The organism is Bradyrhizobium sp. B124, assembly GCF_038967635.1.
GTDB lineage: Bacteria > Pseudomonadota > Alphaproteobacteria > Rhizobiales > Xanthobacteraceae > Bradyrhizobium.
Genome location: NZ_CP152413.1, coordinates 7,185,450 through 7,211,019 on the forward strand (window position 1 = coordinate 7,185,450; position 25,570 = coordinate 7,211,019).

The following is a 25,570-nucleotide window of genomic DNA, read 5'->3' on the forward strand; positions in this document are numbered from 1 at the left end:
GATGACGATTCATCGCGCTTTGGCCAATCTGAAGCGCAAAAGGCTAGCAGCTTGGCGCGCCGCCGCCTAGCTTGTGCCGGCAGACCAGCTTTTCCGCAGCGTCGCGTCTTGGTGTGTCCGGTCGCAGAAGCGCTGGCCGGCCACGATCTTGCGCGCAAGTGTCTGTCTTGAGCGATCGGCCTGCCTTCCTCTATGATGTGGCTCGCGAGGACGTGGTCCGACCATGCATGATGCAATTCCGTCTCTGTTGCCGAGAAATTCGGGCCACCAGTTCGTGATCTATGCCGACGCCTGCTCGGGGGTAGCAGGTGCGCTGCATGAGCGTACCTTCGCGTCGGTGAACAACGTGGTTCGCCGGCTGCACCCTGCGCCCGAATTCATTCTCTTCCCCGGCGACGAGATCATCGGCCTCACCGCCGATGCCGACGCGTTGCGGGCGCAGTGGCGGCATTGGCTCGACACCGAAATGGGCTGGCTCGACCGGCGCGCGGTGCCGCTGTGGCACACGACCGGCAACCACACCACCTATGACGAGATGAGCGAGGCGGTGTTTCGCGAGGTCCTCAAGCTGCCACGCAATGGTCCGCCGGGTCAGGAGGGCCTGTCCTATTGGGTCCGCCGCGACGATCTCCTGATGGTGTTCGTGCACACGCTGTGGAGCGGGCTGGGCGGCGAGGGGCATGTCGAGACCGACTGGCTGCAAGCGGTGCTCGAACAGCACAGGGATGCCCGGCACAAGCTGGTGCTGGGTCATCATCCCGTGTACCCCATCAACGGCTTCAGCGGCAGCTATCAGCGCGAGATCGGCCACGAATACAGCGCGCGCTTCTGGGAGATCCTGGTCGGCGCCGGCGTGACCGCCTATCTGTGCAGCCACATTCTCGCATTCGATGTTCAGGTCCATCGCGGCGTGCTGCAGATCTGCACGGCGGGTGCGGGCACCGCACACCGGATGCCCGAAGGCGTCGAGTATCTGCATTGCGTGCAGGCGGCGCTCGATCGGGATGGTCTTCGCTATCAGGTGCTCGACACCGAAGGCGCCGTGCGCGAGCAGCTCGCATGGCCGTTGCCATCTCTCGACCGCGCCGCGTGGTCGCCATTGCCGCACGGGACCAGCTCCGCGCCATTGTCCGGAATGCCGGCGCCCGCGACGGTAGTCGCCCTGAAATTATCGGGCCGCACCGCCGCGGCAAGCGCCGCGCCGCAAACGCTGCTGTGCACGCCTGTGCCGGACATGATCGCACCGCTCTGGCTCGGCCTGCGCGGGCCGAACCAGACGCTCACCCTGATCCTCGGGCGCGAGCCCGGGCGTAGTCCGCATTACTGGGTCGGTCCCGATCTCGGCGATGAGCGGGATTTCGACCTCGACATCGCCTTCTATCCGGACATGGGACCGGGCGGCGTGCTGTGGCGATGCCGCGGTGACATCAGCTGGACGTCGTTCGCCGCGATATCGGCGACGGGGCTCGAGCGGTTCTCGTGGCCCGCGCTCTGGAGCGTCGGGTGCGGACAGCATGGACCGGACGACAGGCGATATGCCGGACCACGGCTCGACGTCGCTGCGGCCGTGTTCGCTTTGTCATGAGCCAAAGTCGGCGGCGCCCGCCCGGCCGAGAAGCGGGGCCAGGACGCAGGTGGCCTAGTCAGGCTTCTTCGGCTTGTCGCGTTCCGCGCTTTTCAATTCGCGATCGATCAGCGTGCAGACCCGCCGCTGCGCCAGCAGGCCGAGCCGCGCGCGTGTGGTGCCTTGCCTGATCTTGCCGTTGATTTCGAATGACCAGCTCCAGAGGTCGGGTTCGATGTTGGTGAGCGTGTATTGAATGTCCCGATGACGATCGATCAGCTTCTTCATGCCGTTTCTTTTTGTTGGCTGAAGATTGCATAACCAGATCGAGGAGGCGTCTGTATCCGGACGACTACCTACGCAATTGGTCTAAGTGTCCGCATCACGGAATTTTCGCAATCACTAAGTTGGGGTCGTTGTCCAGTGGTTGCGCGATCATGTCGCGAGAACGCTGAGGTGTATCCCCATTCTCATATGTCATCGCCCGGCTCGACCAGGCGATCCAGTACGCCGCGGCCTCTCGGCTCAAGCACTGCTGCCTCTGGAATACTGGATCACCCGCATGCGCGGGTGATGACACCGCGCTGTTCGACATGAATCGAGAACCATCCTCATCGTCGTCCTGGCGAAAGCCAGGACCCATTACCCCAAATCTCAATTGGTGCGTGACGGTTGGCCGCAGTTCGGTTCATCACCGAATACGGTGGTTATGGGTCCTGGCTTGCGCCAGGACGACGGAGGGATAGGTCTCAATCCGCCAGCATCAACCTTGTACGTCCCGCCCTCACAAATTGATCACCCCGCGCCGCGCCGCATGCGCCACCGCATCGGTGCGGCCGGTGGCGTCCAGCTTGTCGAGCAGGGAGCCGACATGAAACTTGGCAGTGTGGACTGAAATCCCGAGCCGCTGCGCGATCATCTTGTTGGATGCGCCTTCGGCGAGCAGCGCCAGCACGTCCAGCTCGCGCGGCGTCAGCTCGAAGTCGCCGCCGCCTGTGGTGTCCCGGTTGCGTGCGACGAGCGTCGCCGTTGCCTGTTCGCCCGGCGCGGCAAGCCGCAGGCCGGCGACGCTGCCGAGCAACGTCGCCAGCCGGTCGGCGAGGGCGGGGTCGTCGATCTCGAGTGCGATGATGATGTCGGAGGCAGGCTCGCTGCTCACGTCTCGGGCCTTTCGCCGACCGTCACCTTGAAGTTCAACGGCTCGCCGCCGCGATGCACGGTGAGCTCGACCACGCTGCCGACGCTCTGCGGCCCGAGGCCGCGCGACAGCGCCCGCACGCCCGACAGCTTCTCGCCGTTGACGGCAATGATCACGTCGCCCTGGCGGATGCCGGCGGCAGCCGAGGGGCCGGCCTTGTCGACGTTCATCACCATTGCGCCGAGGCCGTCGTCGAGACGAACCGGCTGCAGCCCGACGCCGAGATATCCGCGCGCGATGCGGCCGCTCTTCTCGAGCTGTGCTGCGACCCGCTCGATGGTCGCGGCAGGGATCGTCAGCACGCGGCGCGGGCCGAGCACCGCCATGCCGAACGGCACGCCCGCGGCATTCAGCGCCAGCCCGCCCTGCTGGCTGTGCCGCAACCGGACGTCGAGCTCGATCCGCGCGTCGATCTCGCCGCCGCGCAGGCTGCGCCAGGCGGCGCCGGACCGCGAGACCATGCCGAGCCGCGCGATCGGCGCGCCGCGGTCGGCCGCGACGATCACCGCGAGCGATCCGAGCGCGGGGATTTCGGTCGACAGCTTGATCGGCGCGACGTCGCCGTCGACGCGCAGCAGCGCGATGTCGGTGGTGTGGTCGCGCCCAGCGACGGCAGCTTGCCTGCGGCTGCCGTCGGCAAACTGGATTTCGATCTCGCCCTCGTCGGCGAGCGCTTCGTCCGCAGTGACGACGAGGCCGGTCTTCCAGACAAAGCCGGAGGCGCGCGCGCGGTGCGAATGCACGGAGACGATTGCCGGCGCAGCGCGCGCAATGGTCTCGGAAAGGGCTGATGACAGCGAGGCGAGAGTGGTCGGTTCGGTCATGGGAAACTCCGTTGGCTTCCCTCAATCTGGGATGTTGCGGCCGGCGGTGAAACTGGCCGGATGGGCAGGGCGCGGCCCCGCCGATCGGAACCGCAGCTCAGCTCAGCCGATGCAGGGTCGCCTTCGGGCTCTCGCCGAACTTGGCGCGGTAGGCGCTCGCCATTCGGCTCAGATGGGTAAAGCCGAGGTCGAATGCAATATCGACGATGCGTTCGCCCGTCCGCGCCGTCTTGAGGCGGGCGTTGAGATGGGCGAGGCGGATGTCGAGCAGCATCTCGGAAACGGTGGTGCCGAAGTGACGGCGGAAGCCGAGTTGCAGCGCGCGGACGCCGGTTCCTGCGATCTCGGCAAGCTCGGCGAGATCCAGCGGTTCGGTCGCGCGGGTCTCGAGATAGGCCCGCACGCGCTTCAGCGCCGCAGGCTGGGCCTCAGCGCGGCCGTTGAAGACATCGATCGCCGAACTCAAGGTGTGCCGCTGCTCGTTGAGCAGGACATTGAGAAACGACTCGCGCCAATCGGCCGCCACGACCGCTGACAAGCTCTTGTGCGGCCCGATCTGCTCGGCGGTCGTCACCAGTTGCTCGATCCTGGCCGAGAGCGTCTGCCCGAGTGGCCCGCTCAGTGCAACGGCCGGATCGAACTCGACCGGCCGGACCGCCACGCCGCCAAGCGCTGCGGCGCGATGCTCGACCAGCTTGCGGTCGAGCAGCAGGATGAGCTGGGCGCAGTCGCCGCGCCAGGTCATTTCGGTCGGAATCGTCGGTGACAGCAGCGAGGCACAGTGTCGTGGTCCGGTGGTGAGCTCGCGCGCGGCGGTCCGCACCGTGGCCGAGCCGGACAGCGGCATCTGCAACAGGAAGAAACGGTCGAGGTAACCCGGGTTGATCGCGACCGATCCGCCATAGGCGACATAGTTGACCGAGAACCCGTCGAACCCGGCGCAATTGTGGTGCGCCGAGAAAGCACGCTCAGAACGATCGACCGGCGTCAGCTCGTGTGGACAGAAGATGCGGCCGATCGCTTCAGCCGCGTCGTCGACGCGCGCCGTCGCGACGCGCGCGAAATCCTTGAGCCTTCCTCTTGCCGAAACCTCGTTGCCAACAGCAGTCACGCCGGCCGTCCGGAGTTGTTTGAGGTCTAAAACATCATGCAGCCTAGTGCATCCACCGGCAAAGGGGAACGCCGTTTCGTCGCGCAATCTGCCCGATCGGCGCGCAGGCGGATGCGGCAGCATTGGGCAGAAGCCGCGGGCTCGACGCTCCCGCATTGCAGCATGATCGTGCCGGCTGCGGATTCGTTTATCGGCTAGACAGCCCTTCCAGCTGGCGACAGGCTCCGTGTCGGCAATACGCATCCAAAACTGGAGAGGCTGACATGGGCACGCTCGAAAAAGGCATTACCCGAACCGGCACCGGCTACGGCGGCAAAACCTGGAATATCCTGGGCCAGGTCTACTATCCGAAGGCGGTCACCGACTCCACCTTCGCGTTCGAGACCAACAGCGATCCCGGCCAGTTCGTGCCGGTGCACGTCCATCCGACCCAGGACGAATTCATCCTGGTGCAAGAGGGCGTGCTCGACCTCAAGCTCGACGGCGTCTGGGTGCAGGCCAAGGCCGGCGACCTCGTGCGCATGCCGCGCGGCATCCCGCACGGCTATTTCAACAAGTCCGACAAGCCGGCGCGGGCGCTGTTCTGGGTGTCGCCGATGCAGAAGCTCGAGGCGCTGTTCGACAAGCTGCACAATCTGCAGGACCCCGTCGAGGTGGTGCGCATTTCCGCCGAACACGAGGTGGATTTCCTGCCGCCGGAAGCCAACGACTAGGCCGGAGCACACAGACAGCGCACCCGAGACAGCGATCGCCGGAGTTGGCTCCGGCGATGACGGGGACGCGTGCGCTTAGGGAAATGGGCCTGTTCATTCATCGCGGAGACGTTTCATGGTCAAGCAGAAGCATGTGTGCGTCATCGGCGCCGGCATTTCCGGGCTCGCCGCCGGCAAGGCCTTTGCCGGTCGCGGCCACAAGGTGACCATCATCGAGCGCAGCGGCGATCTCGGCGGGGTCTGGGAGCCGGCGCGCTCCTACCCCGACGTCCAGACCCAGAGCCCGAAGGAGCTCTATCGCTACACCGACAAGGCGATGCCGGAGTCCTATCCGGAATGGCCGAAGGGCCCACAGGTCCATGCCTATCTGCGGGACTATGCCCGCAGCCACGGGCTCGACGGTGCGATGCGGTTCGATACCAGGGTCGAGAGCATGACGCGCCGCGCCGATGGCAGACCGGGCTGGACGCTCGAACTGCGCTCGACCGACGGCGCCACCGGCCACGAGGATTTTGACTTCGTCGCCGTCTGCACCGGGCAATTCAACGAGCCGCACTCGCTGCCGCTTTCCGGCGAGGACGGCTTCAAGGCGCAGGGCGGCCAGATCCTGCACTCGTCGCAGTACAGCGATCCTGATCTCGCCAAGGGCCGCAAGGTGGTGGTGCTCGGCGGCTCCAAATCGGCGACCGACATCGCCGTGAATGCGGTCAATTCCGGCGCCAGCGAGGTCACCATCGTGTTTCGCGAGCCGGTCTGGCGGATCCCCTATTTCGTCGGCGGCCTCGTCAACTTCAAGCGCATCCTCTACATCCGCGCGCAGGAGCAGATGTTCGCGAGCTGGGGCATCGGGCCGATGGCGCGCCTCGCGCATGTCGTGGCCAAGCCGTTCGTCTGGGCGAACTGGCGCGGGCTCGAGAGCATGCTGAAGATGCAGCTCAAGCTGAAGCAGTGCGGCATGGTGCCGAAGGAGCGGATCGAAGACGGTGTCAACTGCTCGGTGCCGATCGCGACCCCCGGCTTCTATCCGATGGTTGCCGACGGCCGGATCAAGGCGGTGCAGGGCACCTTCGATCATTATGAGGGCAAGACCATCGTGATGAGCGGCGGCCAGCGTGTCGCGGCCGACGTCGCGGTGCTCGCGATCGGCTACAAGCTCGGCGTGCCGTTCCTGCCCGAGGAGTATCAGAACAAGCTGGTCGAGCCCGACGGGCAGTACCGGCTCTACCGGCTGATCGCCAACCCCGATCTGCCCGACATGGGCTTTGTCGGCTTCAATTCGAGCTTCTGCACCGTGTTGTGCGCCGATCTCGCCGCCAACTGGCTGGTGCGCTACGCCGACGGCCAGCTCGCGCGGCAGCCGAGCGCGGCCGAGATGCACGACAACATCGCGATGATGCTGAACTTCAAGCGCGTCGAGCGGCCGGCGGCGGGCGTCTATGGCGGGCTCTGCGTCGCGCCGTATCACTTCAAGCATTTCGACGAGCTGTTGGCGGACATCGGCACCAAGGCGTCGCGCCGCAACCCGTTCGTCGAAAAATTCACGCCGCCGGACGCGGACGCCTATGCGCGCTTCCTTGCGACCGCGCCTATGTACGAGGCCGTGGCCTAATCGCGGCCGGCGTCGAGGAAGGCTTGCGCCAGACGCTCGGGATTGGAGAAGCAGAGCTCGTGGCTACCCGGCACCTGGACCAGGCGGAATAGCCCGAGCTTCTCCGACAGCCGCGGATGCCAGGGCAGGCCGTGCGGCATCGCCGTGTCCTCGGTGCAGTTGACGTAGGATTTTGCGATCGGCATCTCGGCCGGATTGCTGCGCAGCGCGATCCTGTCCTGGAAGGTCTTGAGCGGATGCGGGTTGAGCTTGTCATAGGCCCGCTGCGCCGTCTCGAGGTCGGCGTCATTGATGAAGGCCTCGCGCCAGATCGGGAACGGCAGCACCACCGAGCCGTCGCCGCGCTCGGCATAGATGGCATCGAACAGGTCGACATAGTGCGGCGGCACCATGTCGTTGAGGCTTTCGCCGTTGTTCGGCACGAACGCATTCCAGTACACCAGCCGCCGGATGCGATTGGCGGCGACGTCGGCAACACCCGTGATGACCATGCCGCCATAGCTGTGGCCGACCAGCACGATGTCATTCAGATTGTGCTCGGCGAGATAATCCACGATCGATTGGATGGCCTCGGCAAGGCCGGAGTCCTTGCGGTCGCCGGGCCGGTTGCCCTTGATCGTCGGGGTGTGGACGACGTGGCCGGCCTTGCGGATGGCGGCCGCAACCGGCTCAAACTCGGCGCCGGTATGCCAGGCGCCATGGACGAGAACATAGGTCGACATGTTGTACCTCCCTGTGTGGTTTGCGAGATCGGCCACCGCGCCCCTGAAGGCCCGGGATACGCGCCGAGCTCAACCAATTCCTGATGGATATTGACCCGGGGCCACGGAACGCGCTTGGCTGTAACCGAACCGGATTGGGCTCGGAGTGAACTGATGCAGCAAATCGCCGCCGCGGATCGCTCGCGCAGGCTGAGCTGGAATACCGCGGACACACGGCCGGGCGAGCAGTTCGCCTATTATCGCGAGGCGATCTGCCAGGCCTTCATGAACTTGACGCCGGAGCCGCCGGCGACGCCGGGCTTCCTGGCCCGGGTCGAGACCGTTGGGCTCGGCGACGGTGCGGTCAACCGGGTCAGTTTCCCGGAGCATGTCGTGCGGCGCTCGACGGCCGATATCGCGGCGTCCAGCCGGCGCTGTTATTATCTCAATCTCAAGCTCGCCGGCCGCTGCCGTATCCAGCAGGCTGGGCGCGAGATCAGCCTTTCGCCCGGGCAGGTCGGTATCTTCGACAGCGGGCAGCGGTTCTCGCTGCTGCACGACCGCGGTCCCGCGCTGCAGGTCGCCTCGTTGTGGGTGCCGGCCGAGGCGCTCGATGAGCGGCTGCCGTCGGCGCCGGAGGTGGCCCCGGCGCGGGTATCAGACGATCCGTTCGTCGGCCATCTGATCGCGGAGACGGCGCAGGTGCTGAACAATTCGGCACTCAGGGCGTCCGATACGGACAACGCCCGGCTGTTCGGCGTGCTGCTCGATCTGGTCGCGCTCAGCCTGTCGCGGTCCGGTCGCGCTGGTGTTGCCGAGAGTGCGGGTCTTGCAGATGCAACCTGGCTTGCGCTGCGCCGTGCCGTGGACCGCAGGCTGCGCGAGCCCGGGCTCGGCGTGGCCGCCGTCGCCGCTGGGATCGGCATCAGCGAGCGTTACGTCCACAAGCTGTTCGAGCGGGCCGGCACCACATTCGCAAGCTATGTGATGGACCGTCGCCTCGATGGCGCGGCGCGCGATCTGAAGAATCCCGCGATCGCCGGGCGCGCGATCGGCGACATCGCGTTCGATTGGGGCTTCTCCGACCTGTCGCATTTCACCCGGCGCTTCCGGCATCGCTTCGGCTGCACGCCGCGCGACTGGCACCGGAGCTAACGCAAAGTTCGGAAGTCACGATGTCACAATCATTCACCTATCAGGTCAGCCCGATGCGGGTCGTGTTCGGGACCGGCACGGTTGCCGCGCTGGCGGACGAACTCGGCCGGCTCGGCATCAGCCGCGCGCTGGTGCTCGCAAGCCGGCGGCAGCAGGTCGAGCTCGGCGATCTCCGAGGCTTGACCGGCGGCCGCATGGCTGGCGCGTTCGACGGCGCTGTTGTGCACACCCCTGTCGCGGTCACCGAACGTGCGATGCAGATGGTCCGCGAGTTGAAGCCCGACGGCGTGGTTGCGATCGGCGCGGGTGCCGCGACTGGCCTCAGCAAGGCGATTGCGTTGCGCACCGACCTGCCGCAACTGATCGTCCCCACCAGCTATGCCGGCTCCGAGATGACGCCGGTGCTCGGAGAGACCGTGGACGGCGTCAAGACCACCCAGTCCTCGCCAAAGATATTGCCCGAGGCCGTGATCTACGACGTCAACCTGACCCTCTCGATGCCGGCAAAGTTCTCGGCGATATCCGGCCTCAACGCGATCGCGCATGCGGCCGAGGCGCTGTATGCGCGGGACGGCAATCCGATCACCTCGCTGATGGCGGAAGAGGCGATCGCAAAACTCGCGACATCGCTGCCGAACGTGATCGCGGGGCCGCACGACCTCGACGCGCGGTCCGATGCCCTGTATGGCGCCTGGCTGTGCGCGGTCTGTCTCGGCACCGTCGGCATGGCGCTGCATCACAAGCTCTGCCACACCGTCGGCGCGCTGTTCGACCTGCCGCATGCCGAAACCCATGCGGTGCTGCTGCCGCACACCATCGCCTATAACACGCCGGCGGCACGCGATGCGATCGGCCGCGCCGCGCGGGCGCTCGGCGTCGCTGATGCGGCCGATGGCCTGTTCGATCTGTCGGCAAGGCTTGGCGCGCCGCGTTCGCTCGCCGAGATCGGCATGCCCGAAGACGGCATCGCAAAGGCGGCCGCGCTCGCCACCAAAAATCCTTACTGGAATCCGCGGCCGATCGAGGAGCGTGGCATCAGCGACTTGCTGCGGCGCGCGTGGTCGGGCGCGCGACCGCAGGCCGGATAGATCACACGCCGATGGCGTTGCGCGCGATCACGTCGCGATAGAATGCCGCGCTCAGTTTCGGCACCCGCGCCTGGGTCTCGAAATCCACGCGATAGAGGCCGAAGCGCTTCTCGTAGCCGAAGATCCATTCGAAATTATCCATCAGGCTCCACAGGAAATAGCCGTGGATCGGGACGCCGTCGGCGGTCGCGCGCTGCAATTGGGCGAGGTAGTTGCGCAGGAACATGATGCGGTCGAGGTCATAGATCTGCCCGTCCGGCTGCACCTTGTCCTCGCCGGACGTGCCGTTCTCGCTGATATAGATGCTCTTGATGTTCCAGAGCTTGGCCGCAATCCGCGGCGCCCAGTAGATCGTCTCCGGCGCGATCCGGAGCCAATCCGAATTCATATGCGGGAAGGAGCCCGGCATCGGCAGCGGCTTCCAGCCGGGGGCAGTGTCGGTGGCGAGGACATAGCAGTGCGGCGCGTAGATGTTGAGCCCGACGAAATCGTTGGGCTGCGCGATGATCTTCAGCTCCTCGGCGGTGAATTTGGGCGCGTCCGCACCGGCATATTGCAGGAAGCCCTCGGTGTACTTGCCTTCGAGGAGGACGCCGAGGAAACCCGCATTGAGCTCGCGTGTCGCGGTCTCGGTGGCGCGAATGTTCTCCGGCGTGTTGACCGCGGGCACGCAGGCGGTGATGTTCTCGGCGGGACCGACCCGCGTGCCGGGGCGGCCCTTGGCGCGGATCGCCTGCACCGCGAGCCCGTGCGCCAGCGCGACATGGTGGCGCGCCTGGTTCACCTCGGCCGGCGGCAGCGTCAGGCCCGGCGCGTCAACGCCGAGTGCATAGCCGAACGGGAGGAAACGCCCGACCTCGTTGAGGGTGAAGATGTTCTTGACCCGGTCGGTCAACCGCTGCGCCACATAGCCGGCGTAATCGCCAAATGCCTTCGACGTGTCGCGTGAGCGCCAGCCGCCGACTCGGTCCTGCAACGCCTGCGGCAGGTCCCAGTGATAGAGCGTGGCGTACGGCTCGATGCCGTTCGCGAGCAACTCGTCGACCAGGCGGTTGTAGAAGTCGAGGCCCTTCGGGTTCGGCGTGCCGGTGCCATCGGGGAACACCCGTGGCCAGGCGATCGAAAAGCGATAGGCCCTGGCGCCGAGATCCTTGATGAGGCGGACATCGTCCTTGTAGCGGTGGTAGTGCTCGTTCGCGCGATCGCCGGTAGAGCCGTCCTCGATCTTGCCCGATGTGTGGGTGAATGTGTCCCAGATCGACGGGCCGCGGCCGTCCTCCTTGACCGCGCCCTCGACCTGGTAGGACGAGGTCGCAGTGCCCCAGACGAAGCCGGCGGGAAAGTTCGCGCCGTCAGGCCGCGGAGCGTGGTTCGCGGCCTCGGCAGGGCCGGTCAAACCGAGCGCCGAGAGGCCTGCAAGGCCCGCAAACTGCCGGCGCGAGAACTTTCCGAACATTGTTGTCTCCCGTCGCCGGATGCCGCGGCTGGAATGCCAGCCGCAGGTTAACCTTCCACCCCGCGGTTGAGCAACAAGGCCGCGAGGTCGAGCCGCGGTAGCGAGCGGCGCACCAATCGATGCGACCCGTTGCGATGTCGGATGTCGCGGAGTTGTCAGTTTTGTGGCGACATCTTCTCTACTAGATTGCCTGCTACGTCCTTCCGCAATGACATCCCAAATCCCGAGAACCCGGTGAGCTGCGCGATGAACAAGCCTGCGACCCATGTCCGAACCGCGCTGCTGCGTCGTCTTGCCACGGCAATCGGCTTGCTGCTGGCGACGGCCGCAGGCGCGCAGGCCGAGCAGACATTTTCGTTCGACGGCACACCTGGGAAGCTGCCGAAGACGGTTGTCCCGTTGAGCTACGCGATCGAGCTGACGCCCGATATCACCAGCCTGGCGCTGCCTGGCGTGGAGACCGTCGACATCGAGGTGCGTGAGGCTACGGCGCAACTAACGCTGAACGCGATCAACACGACATTCGCCGAGGCCACGATCGATGACGGCGCGCAGCGCGCGGAGGTCGTGACCGACGCCACCGCGCAGACCGCGACGCTGACCTTCGCCAAGCCGCTTGCGGTGGGCCGGCACAAGCTCCGCATCGCGTTCACGGCGCAGATCAACAAATTCGGCACCGGGCTGTTTGTGGTCGACTATCCGACCCCGACCGGGATCAAGCGGTTGATCTCCAGCAAGCTGGAGCCGGCCGATGCAAGGCGGATCTTTCCGTGCTGGGACGAGCCGTCGTTCAAGGCGAGCTTCGCGCTGACCGTCGTGATCCCGCGCAATCTGCTCGCGGTCGGCAACATGCCCATCGCGGGCGAGGAGCCGGCCGCCGGCGATCTTAGGAAGGTCACGTTCGCGCCGACGCCGAAAATGTCGAGCTATCTGTTCGTGCTCACCGTCGGCGAACTTGAGCGGGTCACGGCGGATGCCGGCGGCGTCACCATCGGCGTGGTGACGACGGAGGGCAAGAGCGGGCAGGGCCGGTTCGCGCTCGACAGCGCGGTGAAGCTGCTCGCCTATTACAACGACTATTTCGGCGTCAAATATCCGCTGCCGAAGCTCGATTTGATCGCGGTTCCCGGCGGGTTCGGCGGCGCGATGGAGAACTGGGGCGGTATCACCTTCTTCGAGAGCCGACTGCTGTTCGATCCCGCGACCAATGCCGAGACGGCGCGGCGCGGCATCTTCGGCATCATCGCGCACGAGATGGCGCATATGTGGTTCGGCGATCTCGTCACCATGGCGTGGTGGGACAATCTCTGGCTCAACGAGGGCTTTGCCAGCTGGATGGCGACCAAGGCCTCGGAGCAGTTCTATCCGCAATGGCAGAGCTGGCTGAACGGCTACGGCGCGAAGCAGTTTGCCATGGCGCTCGATGCGCGCCGCACCTCGCATCCGGTGCAGCAGCCGATCGCCGACCACAGCGAAGCCGTCACGGCGTTCGACGCCATCACCTACAACAAGGGCCAGGCGCTGATCCGCATGCTCGAGAATTATCTCGGCGAGCAGGCGTTCCGCGACGGCATCCGCAAGTACATGGCCGCACATGCCCACAGCAATTCCACCACCGCCGATCTCTGGCAGGCGCTCGAGACGTCCGGCGGCAAGACGATCACCGGCATCGCCGCCTCCTTCACGGAGCAGGATGGCGTGCCGCTGGTCATGGCCGAGACGGCCTGCGATGGCACCGCGCAACGCCTGACGTTGCAGCAGGACCGTTTCGTGATCGCCCCGGCCAACGATCCGCCGCTGCCGGCCCACGACTGGCCGATCCCGGTAGCAGCTGGACCTGCGCAGGGCAAGCCGTTTGACGAGATCCTGCTGAAGGGTAGTACAGATATTCCGGCCGGCGCATGCGGCGATGCGATCAAGGTCAATCTCGGCGATGTCGGCTATTTCAGGGTCGAATACGGCCCCAAGAACCGTGCCGCATTGTTGAACGCCTTCCCGCAAATGCAGGTTGCCGACCGGCTCAATGTCGTCACCGACAGCTGGGCGCTGGTGCAGGCGGGCCGCGCCGAAGCGCCGTCCTATCTCGCGCTGCTCGACGCGCTTGATGCCGGCGACCATCGCGCGGTGTGGGACCAGGTGATCTCGACCTTTGCCACGCTCAACCGCCTGTCGCGCGACCGCAGCGAGCGGGGTGTGATCCAGGCCTATGCCCGCGCCAAACTGCGCCCGGTGTTCGACCGGATCGGATGGGATGGCGGCGGCTCGGGTGACGACGACACTGCGCTGCTCCGCGCGAGCCTGATCTCGACGCTTGGCGACCTCGGTGACGCGGCCATCATCGCCGAGGCGAAGCGGCGCTTTGCGGCGTTTCTCGATGATCCCAAATCGCTGCCGACCACGCTGCGCGATGCGGTCACCCATGTCGTCGGCATCACGGCCGATCGGGCGACATATGACAGACTGCTGGCGCTCGCACGCAACAGCACGGCGACCAATGAGCGGCTGCGCTATTATTTCGCCGTGGCCAGCGCCCGCGATGCTGAGCTGGCGCGCGCGACGCTGGGGTTGACGCTGACCAACGAATTGCCCGACACGATCGTCACAGGGATGATCAATTCGGTTGCGTCCGCAGGCGAGCATCCGCAGCTCGCCTGGGACTTCGTCCAGGCCAATTTCGATACGTTGCTGGCCAGGCAAGGGCCGAATTTCCGCGACCAGTTCGTGCCGAACTTCATGATCAATTTTACCGATCAGGACCACGCGGCACAGCTCGCCGCGTTTGCCCCGTCGCAATCGACCAGCGGCGGGCGGGTGACGGTGGCGCGCTCCTTGCAAGCGATCGCGATCTCGGCCGATCTCGCCGCGCGTGTGCTGCCCGTGGCCGACGCCTGGATCAGGGCGCACAAGCCGTGAGATCGCAAGAGAGTTTCCGGCGGCGCGCGATGCGGCTATGCTCCGCGCGCGGCATGCAATCAACGATGCGAGGCTGATATGGTCAAAGGTTCCGATTTGCTGGTCGCGGCCCTCGAGAATGAGGGCGTGGAACGGGTGTTCGGCGTTCCCGGCGAGGAGAATCTCGACGTCGTCGAGAGCCTGCGTAAATCCTCGATCAAGCTGATCGTGACCCGGCATGAGCAGGCGGCGGCTTTCATGGCGGCGACCTATGGCCGCCTGACCGGAAAGCCCGGCGTCTGCATGACGACGCTGGGTCCCGGCGCGCTCAACCTGACCACCGGCGCCGCCTATGCGCTGCTCGGCGCGATGCCGATGGTGATGCTCACGGGCCAGAAGGGCATCTTGAGCAGCCGGCAGGCCAAGTTCCAGATCGTCGACATCGTCAACACATTCCGTCCGCTGACCAAGCTGTCGCTGCAGATCGTCAGCGGCGCCACCATTCCGACGCTGGTCCGCGACGCCTTCCGGATCGCAACGCAGGAGCGGCCGGGGCCGGTGCTGCTCGAATTGCCGGAGGATATCGCGCGCGAGGAGATTGCGCCGGTCGAGATCGTGCCGCCGCACCCGATCGAAATTCCGATCGCGCATGCGGCCGCGCTCGACCGCGCCGCCGACATGATTTTGAAGGCGCAACGTCCGCTGATCATGCTCGGCGCGGCGGCATCGCGCCCGCGCTCGACCGCCGGCATCGGCGACTTCGTGCGGCGGACCAAGATCCCGTTCTTCACCACTCAGATGGGCAAGGGCACGGTATCCGGCGGCACCAATCAGTACATGGGAACCGCGGCGCTGAGCGAGCGCGACTATGTGCATGAGGCGATCGACCGCGCCGACCTCATCATCGCGATCGGGCACGACACGATCGAAAAGCCGCCTTTCATCATGGGCCCGAAGGGGCCGCAGGTGATCCATGTCAGCTATACGGCGGCGAATGTCGAACAGGTCTACTTCCCGCAATGCGAGGTGATCGGCGATGTCGGGCCGAGCCTCGAACTGCTGGCCGATCGGGTCGCGGGAAAGCTGCCGTCGGCCAGCGCGCTGCTCAGCCTGCGTGAAGGCATCCTGGCGAAGATCACCGATCGCGCCACCGAGGGTCGTTGGCCGCCGACGCCGCAGCGCATCGTGCACGATGTGCGGCAGGTTATTCCCGAGGACGGCATCGTCGCGCTCGACAACGGCATGTACAAGATCTGGTTCGCGCGCAACTACCGCACGCTGCTCGCGAACTCGCTGCTGCTCGACAACGCGCTCGCCACCATGGGCGCCGGCCTGCCGTCGGCGATGATGGCGGCGATGCTCTATCCGAAGAACCGCGTGCTCGCGGTCTGCGGCGACGGTGGCTTCATGATGAATTCGCAGGAGCTCGAGACCGCAGTCCGCCTCAAGCTCAATCTGGTGATCCTGATCCTGGAGGATTCAGCCTACGGCATGATCCGCTGGAAGCAGGCGGTCGACAATTTCCCGGATTTCGGCCTCACCTTCGGCAATCCGGATTTCGTCAAATACGCCGAAAGCTACGGCGCCAAGGGCTCGCGGATCGAGAGCACGGAGGCGATCGTCCCGACCCTGGAGCGCGCCTTCTCCGGCGGCGGCGTGCATCTCGTGGTGGTGCCGATCGACTATACCGAGAACAAGCGGGTGCTGGTCGACGAGCTGCGCGAGAAGGTGCAGCAGATCGATGTGTCGTAGAGCATAGCTGCGTTTCGCAGGGAACGAAAAGTCCTCGGCTTGATTGAACGTAAGCCGCCATGGTAGCACGCCAGGATGTTACGCAATGAGTATCACTCGTTGTGCGGATGGTCGGCGATACCAGATCTGAGAGGTCACGTGACTGCACCAAATCCTGCCGCCGGCAAACCCATCGATCCCTCAGCGCTTGCCAATGTGCCGCGGCTGGTCACGGCCTATTTTGCCGGCAAGCCCGACGCCAGCAATCCCACCCAACGGGTTGCCTTCGGCACCTCCGGCCATCGCGGCTCGTCGCTGAAGAATTCCTTCAACGAGGACCACATCCTCGCCACCACGCAGGCGATCTGCGACTACCGGCGCGAGAAGGGGCTGACCGGGCCGCTGTTCATCGGCATCGATACCCATGCGCTCGCCGAGCCGGCATTGGCCAGCGCGGTCGAGGTGTTCGCGGCGAACGGCGTCGAGATCATGATCGACGGGCAGGGCGGCTACACCCCGACGCCGGTGATCTCGCATGCAATCCTGAGCTACAACAAGGGACGCAGCACGGGCCTTGCCGACGGCGTCGTCATCACGCCGTCACACAACCCGCCGGAGGACGGCGGCTACAAATACAATCCGCCGCATGGCGGTCCGGCCGATACCGATGTCACCGCCGTGGTTGAGAAGAACGCCAACCGTTACATCGAGGCGGGCCTCAAGGGCGTCGCGCGGTTGCCGTATGATCGCGCGCGCAAGGCCGCGACCACGCATCTGCACGACTACATTACCCCTTATGTCGCCGATCTCGGCAACACCGTCGATCTGGCGCTGATCAAATCCGCCGGCGTCAAGATCGGCATCGATCCGCTCGGCGGCGCGGCGGTGCATTACTGGCAGCCGATCATCGCGCGCTACGGCATCAACGCTACCGTCGTCAATGAGGCGGTCGATCCCACCTTCCGTTTCATGACCGCGGACTGGGACGGCAAGATCCGGATGGACTGCTCGTCGCCTTATGCGATGGCGAGCCTGATCGGGATGCGCGACCGGTTCGACGTCGCCTTTGCCAACGATACCGACGCCGACCGCCACGGCATCGTCACCCGTTCGAACGGGCTGATGAACCCGAACCACTTCCTCGCCACCGCGATCGCCTATCTGTTCGCGCACCGGCCGCAATGGAGCGGGACCGCAGCGATCGGCAAGACCATCGTGTCGAGCTCGATCATAGATCGAGTGGCCAAGAAGCTGAACCGCAAGCTGGTCGAGACGCCGGTCGGCTTCAAATGGTTCGTCGAAGGGCTCGGCAGCGGCGGCTTCGGCTTTGCCGGCGAGGAGAGCGCCGGCGCGTCGTTCCTGAAGCGCGACGGCTCGGCGTGGACCACGGACAAGGACGGCATCATCCTCGGCCTGCTGGCGGCGGAGATCATCGCCAAGACCGGTCGCGATCCGAGCGAGTTGTTCAACGAGCTGACCGCCGAACTCGGCGTTCCCTATTACGAGCGCATCGATGTCGCGGCGACGCCGAAGCAGAAGAATGCGCTGAAGGCGCTCGGGCCCGAGCAGCTCAACATGACCGAGCTCGCCGGCGATCCCGTGCGCGCGGTCAGGACCAAGGCGCCGGGCAACGATCAGCCGTTCGGCGGCATCAAGGTCGAAACCGAGGCCGGCTGGTTTGCCGCGCGTCCGTCCGGCACCGAGGATGTCTACAAGATCTACGCCGAGACCTTCCGCGGGCCGGATCATCTGAAACAGATCCAGGGCGACGCGCAGGCCGCGATCGCCAAGGTGTTCTGAGAGCACAAGGCCGGGCGGAATTCATGCGCGTATTGTTGACCGGCTCTTCCGGCTGGCTCGGCCGCTTCCTTGCGCTGCGGCTTCGACAGGCCGGCCATGACGTGACTGGCCTCGACGTCGTCCCGGGCGAGGCGACCAATGTGGTCGGCTCCGTGGTCGACCGGTCGGTGATCGATCGGGTGTTCGGCGATCACGGCATCGAGGCCGTGATCCATGGCGGCGCGCTGCACAAGCCCGACATCGCGCGGTTCGCGCCGCAGGCCTTTGTCGACGTCAACGTATCAGGCACGCTCAATCTGCTGCAGGCGGCCGCCGCCGCCGGCCACGACCGCTTCGTGTTCACCTCGACGACCTCGCTGATGATCTCGCAGGCGATCCGCGACGAGGAAGGCCATGCGGCGGTGTGGCTTGACGAGGCGACAGGGCCGCTCGAGCCGCGCAACATCTACGGGGTGACGAAACTTGCTGCCGAGGGGCTGTGCCGGCTCTTCAGCCGCGAGCATGGGCTGAACTGCGCGGTGCTGCGCACCAGCCGCTTCTTCCCCGAGGACGACGACACGATCCGCGATATCCACGGCGAGAACCTGAAGGCGACCGAGCTGCTGTATCGCCGCCTCACGGTCGAGGATGCCGCCGATGCCCATGTCGTGGCGCTGGAGAAGATCCGCAGCTTCGAGGTCTTTGTGATCAGCGCGCCGACGCCGTTTGCGCGCAGCGACGTCGCTGATCTGAAGACGGACGCCGCCGGCGTGATCGCGCGCCATTTCCCCGATGCTTCGGCGCTGTTCGAGCGCCAAGGCTGGCATTTGCCGCAATCGATCGGCCGGATCTACGATGCGAGCAAGGCCGAACGGCTGCTCGGTTTCCGCGCCGTAACCGACTTTGCCGCGGTGCTCGGCGCCCTGCGCAGCGGCGAGCCGCTTCCCTTTGCGCACGATCCCGATTATGTCTCGCCGTCAACGAGGCTCGCAAATGGCTGACTTTCACGGCGTCTTTCCGTATCTGGTGTCTCCGGTCGATCCCGCCGGCCATGTCCGCACCGAGGTGCTGGGCCGGCTCTGCGACGATCTGGTCAAGGCCGGCGTCCATGGGTTGACGCCGCTCGGTTCGACCGGCGAGTTCGCCTATCTCAACAATGCGCAGCGCATGCAGGTGGTGGCGACCACGATCGAGGCCGCGCAGGGCCGCGTGCCGGTGGTCGCCGGCGTCGCCTCGACCTCGACGGCGGATGCGGTGGCACAGGCCAAGGCCTATCAGAAGCGCGGCGCTGCCGGCATTCTGGTGATCCTGGAGGCGTATTTTCCGCTCAGTGACGCCCAGGTGGAATCCTATTTCCGCGCTATCGCCGACGCGGTCGACATTCCGGTCGTGATCTACACCAATCCGAATTTCCAGCGCTCCGACCTCACGCTCGACGTCATCGCGCGCCTCGCCGCGCATCCGCGGATCGGTTACATCAAGGACGCCTCGACCAACACCGGCCGGCTGCTGTCGATCATGAACCGCTGCGGCGACAGCCTGAAAGTGTTCTCGGCGTCCGCCCATATTCCGGCCGCGGTGATGCTGATCGGCGGCCATGGCTGGATGGCGGGACCTGCCTGCATCATCCCGCGGCAGAGCGTCGAGCTGTACAATCTGTGCCGCCGCGCCCGCTGGGACGAGGCGATGGCCTTGCAGCGCAAGCTCTGGCGCATCAACGAGGCGTTCGCCCGCTTCAACCTCGCCGCCTGCATCAAGGCCGGGCTCGCGAGCCAGGGCTACGACGTCGGCGACCCCGTGCCGCCGCAGGCGCCGCTCACCGCCGAGCAGCGCAAGGTCGTCGAGGCCGCGTTGCGCGATCTCGGTTGAAGCTGGCTTGCGCGTTGCATAAGGCGCATTACCTCGTCGTTTCCGGGCGTGTTGTCTCGCGCCGAAAATCCGTTAAAACCCGCCGAAATTTCTGAAATCAAGGATCCTCCGATGAACATTCTTCCCGGCAATATGCGTTTTGGTGCGGGCCAGCCGGTCAAGCGTCTGGAAGACCAGCGGCTGCTCACCGGGAAGGGGCATTTCATCGACGACAAGCCGCAGGACGGCGCGCTCTGGCTGCACGTGCTGCGCTCGCCGCATGCCCACGCCAACATCAAGTCGATCGACGCCAGAGCGGCGCTCGAGATGCCCGGCGTCAAGGCGGTCTATACCGGCGCGGACCTTGTGAAGGACGATATCGGCACGCTGCCGACGCTGGCGATCTTCAAGCGCCCCGACGGCTCGCCGATGACCGTGCCGCCGCGGCGCCTGCTGGCGCATGAGGTGGTGCGTTATGCCGGCGAGGGTGTTGCGGCTGTGGTCGCGACCTCGCGCGTGCTGGCGCAGACGGCGGCCGAGGCGATCGAGGTCGATTATGAGGTGCTGCCCTCGGTGGTCGATCCGGTCGAGGCGATCAAGCCGGGCGCGCCGGCGGTCTGGCCGGAGGCGCCCGACAACATCGTGGCCGCGATGAGCTATGGCGACGCCGCCAAGGTCGAGGAAGCCTTCGCCAGCGCCGCGCACAAGGTGTCGCTCGACCTGGTCAGCCAGCGCCTGGTGCCGTCGGCGATGGAGCCGCGCTCGACCATTGCCGAGATCGAGAAGAAGACCGGCCGGCTGATTCTCCATGTGCAGTCGCAGACCCCGGGCTCGACCCGCGATCTGCTGGCGGAATCGATCCTGAAGCGGCCGAAGGACAGCGTGCGCGTGTTGGTCGGCGATATCGGCGGCGGCTTCGGCCAGAAGACCAGCCTCTATCCCGAAGACGGCATCGTCGCCTATGCCGCGACCAAGCTGAACGAGAAGATCCGCTGGCGCGGCGACCGCACCGACGAGTTCGTCGGCGGCACCCATGGTCGCGACCTGACCTCGACCGGCGAGTTCGCGCTCGACGCCAAGGGCCGCGTGCTGGCCTATCGCGTGCGCTCGATCGGCGGCACCGGCGCTTATTCGTCGGGCACCGCCAACATCATTCCGCTGGTGCTCGGCCCGTTCGTGCAGACCGGCGTCTACGATCTGCCGCTGGTGCATTTCGAGGTGAAGTCGGTGATGACCAACACCGCGCCGGTCGGCGCCTATCGCGGCGCCGGCAGGCCCGAGGCGGTGTTCATCGTCGAGCGGTTGTTCGATGCCGCGGCGCGCCAGATCGGCATGGACCCGCGCACCATCCGCAAGGTCAACTACATCAAGCCGGCACAACTGCCCTACACCAATGCGGTCGGGCAGGTGTATGACTCCGGCGCCTTCGCCCACATGCTGGAGCGCGCGTCCGATTTGGCCGACTGGAACGGCTTTGCCGCGCGCAAGAAGGCGGCGAAGAAGAAGGGCCTGCTCTACGGCCGCGGCCTGACCAGCTACATCGAATGGACCGGCGGCCGCGCCCACACCGAAAACGTCTCGCTGCATGCGACCGCGGAAGGCCGCGTCATCCTGCATTCAGGCACCATGGCGATGGGGCAGGGCCTCGCCACCACTTACACCCAGATGATATCAGATACGCTCGGCATTGCCATGGACAAGATCGACGTCATCCAGGGCGACACCGATCTCGCCACCGGCTTCGGCAGCGTCGGCTCGCGCTCGCTGTTCGTCGGCGGCACCGCGGTTGCAGTCTCGAGCAATGACTTGATCAACAAGGCGCGCGACAAGGCCTCCCACCTGCTCGAAGCCTCCGTCGGGGACATCGAGTATCGCGACGGCTTCCTCACCGTGGTCGGCACCGACAAGCGCATCAGCCTGTTCGAGATCGCAAAGAAGGAAAGCGGCGCCAAGCTCTCGGTCGAGAGCGAGGGTAATGTCGACGGCCCGAGCTGGCCGAACGGCACCCATATCTGCGAGGTCGAGATCGATCCCGAGACCGGCGTGACGCGGGTGGTGCGCTACACCACGGTCGACGACGTCGGCGTCGCCGTCAATCCGATGCTGGTGACGGGGCAGGTGCATGGCGGCGTCGTCCAGGGCATCGGCCAGGCCCTTTACGAAGGCGTGGCCTACAGCGAGGAAGGTCAGCTTCTGACCGCAAGCTATCAGGACTATTGCATCCCGCGCGCCTCGGACGTTCCGCCGATGTCAGTGACGCTCGATCCCTCCGCGCCGTGCAAGACCAATCCGCTGGGCGCCAAGGGTTGCGGCGAGTCGGGCGCGATCGGCGGCCCGCCCTGCATCACCAACGGCGTGATGGATGCGCTGAGCGAGGTCGGGATCACCCAGCTCAACACGCCGCTGACGCCGGTGAAGATCTGGCAGGCGATCCAGGACGCGAAGGCGGGGGCGGCTTAGGTTTCTGTCATCCCGGGGCATCGCGAAGCGATGAGCCCGGAATCCATCGGGCCGCACGTTGTGCGGTGAAATGGATTCCGGGCTCGCGCTATGCGCGCCCCGGAATGACGGAGAGTGTGACCGTTACAACCCCAACACCATCTTCGCGATGATGTCGCGCTGGATCTCCGACGAGCCGCCGAAGATCGTATAGGCCCGCCCGTTGAGATATTCCGGCACCACCGGGAGCAGCTCTTCCGGGATCGCCGGCTCGTGGTTCAACCGGTAGAACGGCCGCGCCGGTTCGACAGCAAGGCCGTCCTGGCCGATCACGTCGACACCAAGCCGCGTCACGGCCTGGCGGATCTCGCTGACCCGCAGCTTGATCAGCGACGACACCGCGCCGGGGTTCTGCCCGGTCTGCAGCGCCGACAGCACCCTGAGCTCGGTCATTTCGAGCGCATCGATATCGACCTCGACCTCCGACATCCGCATCGCGATATCAGGGTCCTCGATGGCGCGGCCGGTGACCTCGGAGCCGGCGAGATCGGAGATCGTTTTCAGCGCCTCGCGCAGCTTGGCCGACGCAATGCCGGAGCCGCGCTCGAATTCGAGCAGATATTTGCCGTAGGTCCAGCCCTTGCCTTCCTCGCCGACGCGATTGGCGACGGGCACGCGAACGTCGTCGAAGAACACCTGGTTGACCTCGTGGTCACCGCCGATGGTCAGGATCGGGCGCGTGGTGATGCCCGGCGTCTTCATGTCGATCAGGATGAAGCTGATGCCGTCCTGCTGCCGCTCGCCCTCATTGGTGCGCACCAGCGCGAACATGCGGTTGGCGTGGTGCGCATGCGTGGTCCAGATCTTGGTGCCGTTGATGACGTAGTCGTCGCCGTCGCGCACCGCGCGAGTCTTCAGCGACGAGAGATCGGAGCCCGAACCCGGCTCGGAATAGCCCTGGCACCAGTAGTCTTCGCCGGAGAGGATCCGCGGCAGATAGAAATTCTTCTGCTCCGGAGAGCCGAAGCCGATGATGACCGGGCCGACCATCTTGACGCCCATCACGTTGACATTCGGCACGCCGGCGCGGGCACATTCGGCCTCGAAGATCCAGCGCTGCGCCGGCGTCCAGTCCGGCCCGCCATGGTCCACCGGCCAGCCGGGCGCGCCCCAGCCCTTCTTGTGCAGCGCGCGCTGCCAGGCCATGCCGATGTCGGGGTCGGAGAACACCGACGGCGTCAGCGCGGTGGCGCGCTTCATTTCCGGCGTCAGGCTCTCGGCGATGTAGTCGCGGACTTCCTTTTCGAAAGCACGTTCCTCGGCGCTGAAGGTGAGATTCATCTTGCGCTCTCCATTAGGCGTGGGCGCGGCCGCTCAACGCGGCGTGGCGGCGATAATGATGGGCGCTGCCGCCGAACAGCGTGTCGAAGGCGAGCAGCCGCTTGAAATAGGCGCCGATGTCGAGTTCTTCGGTGACGCCCATCGCGCCGTGCAGCTGCACCGCCTGCTCGGCGACAAAGCGCGCGCATTTGCCGATCTTCGCCTTGGCGCCGGACGCCGCACGGCCGCGGGCCACTGGCTCGGCATTGGCCATCAGCGCAGCGCGCAGCGCCATCGAGCGCGCCTCGTCGACCTGCATCGCGACGTCGGCGAGCCGGTGGCGGATCACCTGGTTGGCCGACAGCGGCCGCCCGAACTGTTTTCGAATTTTGGTGTATTCGAGCGTGGTGTCGAGCAGCGTCTGCATGATGCCGACCGCCTCGGCGCCGAGCGCGGCCATCGCGTGGTCGACCACCGTTTCGATCGCGGGCAGCACATCCTGGCCGTCGCCGAGCAGCGCATCGGCGGGCAATTGCACACCCTTCAGATCAAGATTGCAGCCGCGCCCGCCACCAAGCCGCGCGTAGTCGCGCAGGGTAAGGCCGAGCGCACCAGCTGGCACCAGGAACAGGCCGAGCTTGCCGGATGCGCCGTTGGCATTGGCAACGCGGGCCGAGACGATGATCTGGTTGGCCGATGCGCCGTCGAGCATCGCGATCTTGCTGCCGCTCAAAAGCCAGCCGTCGGCAGTTTTCGTCGCCGCCGCGTCAACATGGCCGAGGTCGAACCGCGCGGCGCGCTCCGAATGCGCAAAGGCGAGCGTGCACGCGCCCTCGGCGACCTTGGGCAGGATCGCCTGCTGCTGCGCCTCGGTGCCGCATTCGGCGACCAGCGCAGCACCAATCACGACGGTGGAGAGGAATGGCTCGGACACCAGGCCGCGGCCGAATGCCTCCATCAAGAGCCCGATCTCGATCGCGCCGCCGCCAAGCCCGCCATGGGCTTCGGCGATCGGCAGCGCCAGCCAGCCGAGCTCGGCAAACTCTTTCCAGATCGCGGGCGAATAACCCAGCGGATCGTTCGCCGATTTCTTGCGATGCTCTGATGTAAAGGTCTCCGCCACGAAGCGGTCGGCACTTTCGCGCAGCAGGCGCTGCTCGTCGCTGAGAGTGAGGTCCATCTGGTCTACTTCACGTTGGCGGTTTTTCTGACGGAGGGATGCAGACCCGCGGGGTCCACCACCATTCCGAATTCCTGCAGATTATGGGCGTGGCAGAGCTGATGCAGCGCGAAGGCCTGATCGATCGCGGCGGGCTGGCCCATGATGTCGATCGAGCGGTTTACCGCCTCCTTGGACAGCTTCAGCGCAAAGGCGGGTTTGGCTGCGATTCTGCCCGCCAGCGCCAGCGTGAAGGAGGAAAGATCGCCGCGCGGCACCACGTGATTGACCATGCCAAGGCGATGCGCCTCGTCGGCGCTCCAGACGTCGGCGGTGAACAGCATCTCCTTGGCCTTGCGCGCGCCCAGCTCCCAGGGATGCACGAACCATTCGACGCCGCAGACGCCCATCGTCACCACGGGATCGCAGAACTCGGCATCACTGCTCGCGACGATCAGGTCGCAGGCCCAGGCCAGCATCAGCCCGCCGGCGATGCACTTGCCATGCACCTCCGCGATCGTCGGCTTGGCGAGATTGCGCCAGCGCCTTGTGATCTGCAGGTAGATCTCCTGCTCGCGTGCGAAGCGCCCATGCGCATTGGGTTCGGCGAAGCCGCCCCAATTTCCGACTGGCGGGAAATCGACGCCCGCCTGGTTCTTGCCCACTGGCCGCAGATCGTGACCGGCAGAGAAATGCGGGCCGTTGCCGGCGAGGATGATGACCTTGACCGCGTCGTCCTGCACCGCCTGGTCGAAGGCGGCATTGAGGTCGTAGGTCATCTGCAGATTCTGGGCGTTGCGGGCCTCGGGGCGGTTCATCACGATCCGCGCGATCGCGGGCTCGGGCCGTTCGACGACAATCGTCTCGAATTGTTCAGACGCCAATGGACCCTCCCAGGATCGATTTTCTTGGCATGATGAACGGCGCGGGGAGGGATAGGCAAGGGCCATCATCGGCAAAATCCGCCGCGAATCCCGCCACGC

20 protein-coding genes are annotated in these 25,570 nt (G+C 65.8%); 11 read left to right on the forward strand and 9 right to left on the reverse strand.

What is annotated here, in order from left to right; all coding sequences use genetic code 11:
* Positions 1–223: 223 nt before the first annotated feature.
* Entirely contained in the window at positions 224–1,585 is a 1,362-nt protein-coding gene (locus tag AAFG13_RS34230; protein ID WP_342709512.1) for a metallophosphoesterase, read from the forward strand.
* Between the two features lie 54 nt (positions 1,586–1,639).
* Here AAFG13_RS34230 and AAFG13_RS34235 read toward each other — a convergent pair whose 3' ends face one another.
* From AAFG13_RS34235 to AAFG13_RS34250, 4 genes are all read right to left on the reverse strand, one after another.
* Complete coding sequence (locus AAFG13_RS34235; RefSeq protein WP_212319406.1) at positions 1,640–1,852, reverse strand: hypothetical protein; 213 nt, start codon at positions 1,850–1,852, stop codon at positions 1,640–1,642.
* A 496-nt stretch (positions 1,853–2,348) separates the two neighbouring features.
* The gene (locus AAFG13_RS34240) at positions 2,349–2,723 is read right to left on the reverse strand and encodes a LuxR C-terminal-related transcriptional regulator (protein WP_342709513.1); all 375 of its coding nucleotides are present in this window, start codon (positions 2,721–2,723) and stop codon (positions 2,349–2,351) included.
* Positions 2,720–3,586 carry a S1C family serine protease gene (locus tag AAFG13_RS34245; protein WP_342709514.1) on the reverse strand — a complete coding sequence of 289 codons (867 nt, stop codon included), beginning with the start codon at positions 3,584–3,586 and terminating at the stop codon, positions 2,720–2,722. Before AAFG13_RS34245 ends, AAFG13_RS34240 begins: the two co-directional genes overlap by 4 nt.
* Before the next feature lie 97 nt (positions 3,587–3,683).
* Entirely contained in the window at positions 3,684–4,697 is a 1,014-nt protein-coding gene (locus AAFG13_RS34250; RefSeq protein ID WP_342709515.1) for an AraC family transcriptional regulator, read from the reverse strand.
* 263 nt (positions 4,698–4,960) lie between these two features.
* On the opposite strand from AAFG13_RS34250, the gene AAFG13_RS34255 reads away from it, so the two are divergent.
* The gene (locus AAFG13_RS34255) at positions 4,961–5,410 is read left to right on the forward strand and encodes a cupin domain-containing protein (RefSeq protein ID WP_342709516.1); all 450 of its coding nucleotides are present in this window, start codon (positions 4,961–4,963) and stop codon (positions 5,408–5,410) included.
* A 115-nt stretch (positions 5,411–5,525) separates the two neighbouring features.
* Positions 5,526–7,019 (forward strand): NAD(P)/FAD-dependent oxidoreductase, encoded by a 1,494-nt coding sequence (locus AAFG13_RS34260; RefSeq protein ID WP_342709517.1) that lies wholly within the window; start codon positions 5,526–5,528, stop codon positions 7,017–7,019.
* Here the strand turns inward: AAFG13_RS34260 and AAFG13_RS34265 are convergent.
* A complete protein-coding gene (locus AAFG13_RS34265) occupies positions 7,016–7,741 on the reverse strand; it encodes an alpha/beta hydrolase (RefSeq protein ID WP_342709518.1) in 726 nt (241 codons plus the stop codon). The genes AAFG13_RS34260 and AAFG13_RS34265 overlap by 4 nt on opposite strands.
* A gap of 153 nt (positions 7,742–7,894) precedes the next feature.
* On the opposite strand from AAFG13_RS34265, the gene AAFG13_RS34270 reads away from it, so the two are divergent.
* Both AAFG13_RS34270 and AAFG13_RS34275 read left to right on the forward strand, forming a co-directional pair.
* On the forward strand, positions 7,895–8,875 hold the full coding sequence (locus AAFG13_RS34270) for a helix-turn-helix domain-containing protein (RefSeq protein ID WP_342709519.1): 981 nt from the start codon (positions 7,895–7,897) through the stop codon (positions 8,873–8,875).
* Between the two features lie 20 nt (positions 8,876–8,895).
* Complete coding sequence (locus tag AAFG13_RS34275) at positions 8,896–9,963, forward strand: maleylacetate reductase (protein ID WP_342709520.1); 1,068 nt, start codon at positions 8,896–8,898, stop codon at positions 9,961–9,963.
* Between the two features lies 1 nt (position 9,964).
* On the opposite strand, the gene AAFG13_RS34280 is transcribed toward AAFG13_RS34275, so the two are convergent.
* On the reverse strand, positions 9,965–11,419 hold the full coding sequence (locus AAFG13_RS34280; protein ID WP_342709521.1) for a GH1 family beta-glucosidase: 1,455 nt from the start codon (positions 11,417–11,419) through the stop codon (positions 9,965–9,967).
* Positions 11,420–11,665: 246 nt separating this feature from the next.
* On the opposite strand from AAFG13_RS34280, the gene AAFG13_RS34285 reads away from it, so the two are divergent.
* The 6 genes from AAFG13_RS34285 (at position 11,666) to AAFG13_RS34310 (ending at position 22,129) form a co-directional block, all read left to right on the forward strand.
* On the forward strand, positions 11,666–14,332 hold the full coding sequence (locus AAFG13_RS34285) for a M1 family metallopeptidase (protein ID WP_342709522.1): 2,667 nt from the start codon (positions 11,666–11,668) through the stop codon (positions 14,330–14,332).
* 78 nt (positions 14,333–14,410) lie between these two features.
* Complete coding sequence (locus tag AAFG13_RS34290) at positions 14,411–16,063, forward strand: acetolactate synthase large subunit (protein ID WP_342709523.1); 1,653 nt, start codon at positions 14,411–14,413, stop codon at positions 16,061–16,063.
* A 138-nt stretch (positions 16,064–16,201) separates the two neighbouring features.
* Positions 16,202–17,842, forward strand: coding sequence for a phosphoglucomutase (alpha-D-glucose-1,6-bisphosphate-dependent) (gene pgm / locus AAFG13_RS34295; protein ID WP_342709524.1), 1,641 nt, complete (start codon positions 16,202–16,204; stop codon positions 17,840–17,842).
* Positions 17,843–17,865: 23 nt separating this feature from the next.
* Positions 17,866–18,822: an NAD(P)-dependent oxidoreductase gene (locus tag AAFG13_RS34300; RefSeq protein ID WP_342709525.1), complete on the forward strand. Its 957-nt coding sequence runs from the start codon at positions 17,866–17,868 to the stop codon at positions 18,820–18,822.
* Positions 18,815–19,690 (forward strand): dihydrodipicolinate synthase family protein, encoded by an 876-nt coding sequence (locus AAFG13_RS34305; RefSeq protein WP_342709526.1) that lies wholly within the window; start codon positions 18,815–18,817, stop codon positions 19,688–19,690. The genes AAFG13_RS34300 and AAFG13_RS34305 overlap by 8 nt, the downstream gene beginning before the upstream one ends.
* A 111-nt stretch (positions 19,691–19,801) precedes the next feature.
* A complete protein-coding gene (locus AAFG13_RS34310; RefSeq protein ID WP_342709527.1) occupies positions 19,802–22,129 on the forward strand; it encodes a xanthine dehydrogenase family protein molybdopterin-binding subunit in 2,328 nt (775 codons plus the stop codon).
* 123 nt (positions 22,130–22,252) lie between these two features.
* On the opposite strand, the gene AAFG13_RS34315 is transcribed toward AAFG13_RS34310, so the two are convergent.
* Genes AAFG13_RS34315 through AAFG13_RS34325 form a run of 3 tightly spaced genes read right to left on the reverse strand, consistent with a single transcriptional unit; the run spans position 22,253 to position 25,471 of the window.
* Positions 22,253–23,449 (reverse strand): acyl-CoA dehydrogenase family protein, encoded by a 1,197-nt coding sequence (locus tag AAFG13_RS34315; RefSeq protein ID WP_212319434.1) that lies wholly within the window; start codon positions 23,447–23,449, stop codon positions 22,253–22,255.
* A 13-nt stretch (positions 23,450–23,462) separates the two neighbouring features.
* The gene (locus AAFG13_RS34320; protein ID WP_342709528.1) at positions 23,463–24,608 is read right to left on the reverse strand and encodes an acyl-CoA dehydrogenase; all 1,146 of its coding nucleotides are present in this window, start codon (positions 24,606–24,608) and stop codon (positions 23,463–23,465) included.
* 5 nt (positions 24,609–24,613) lie between these two features.
* Positions 24,614–25,471: an enoyl-CoA hydratase gene (locus AAFG13_RS34325; RefSeq protein ID WP_342709529.1), complete on the reverse strand. Its 858-nt coding sequence runs from the start codon at positions 25,469–25,471 to the stop codon at positions 24,614–24,616.
* Positions 25,472–25,570 lie beyond the last annotated feature (99 nt).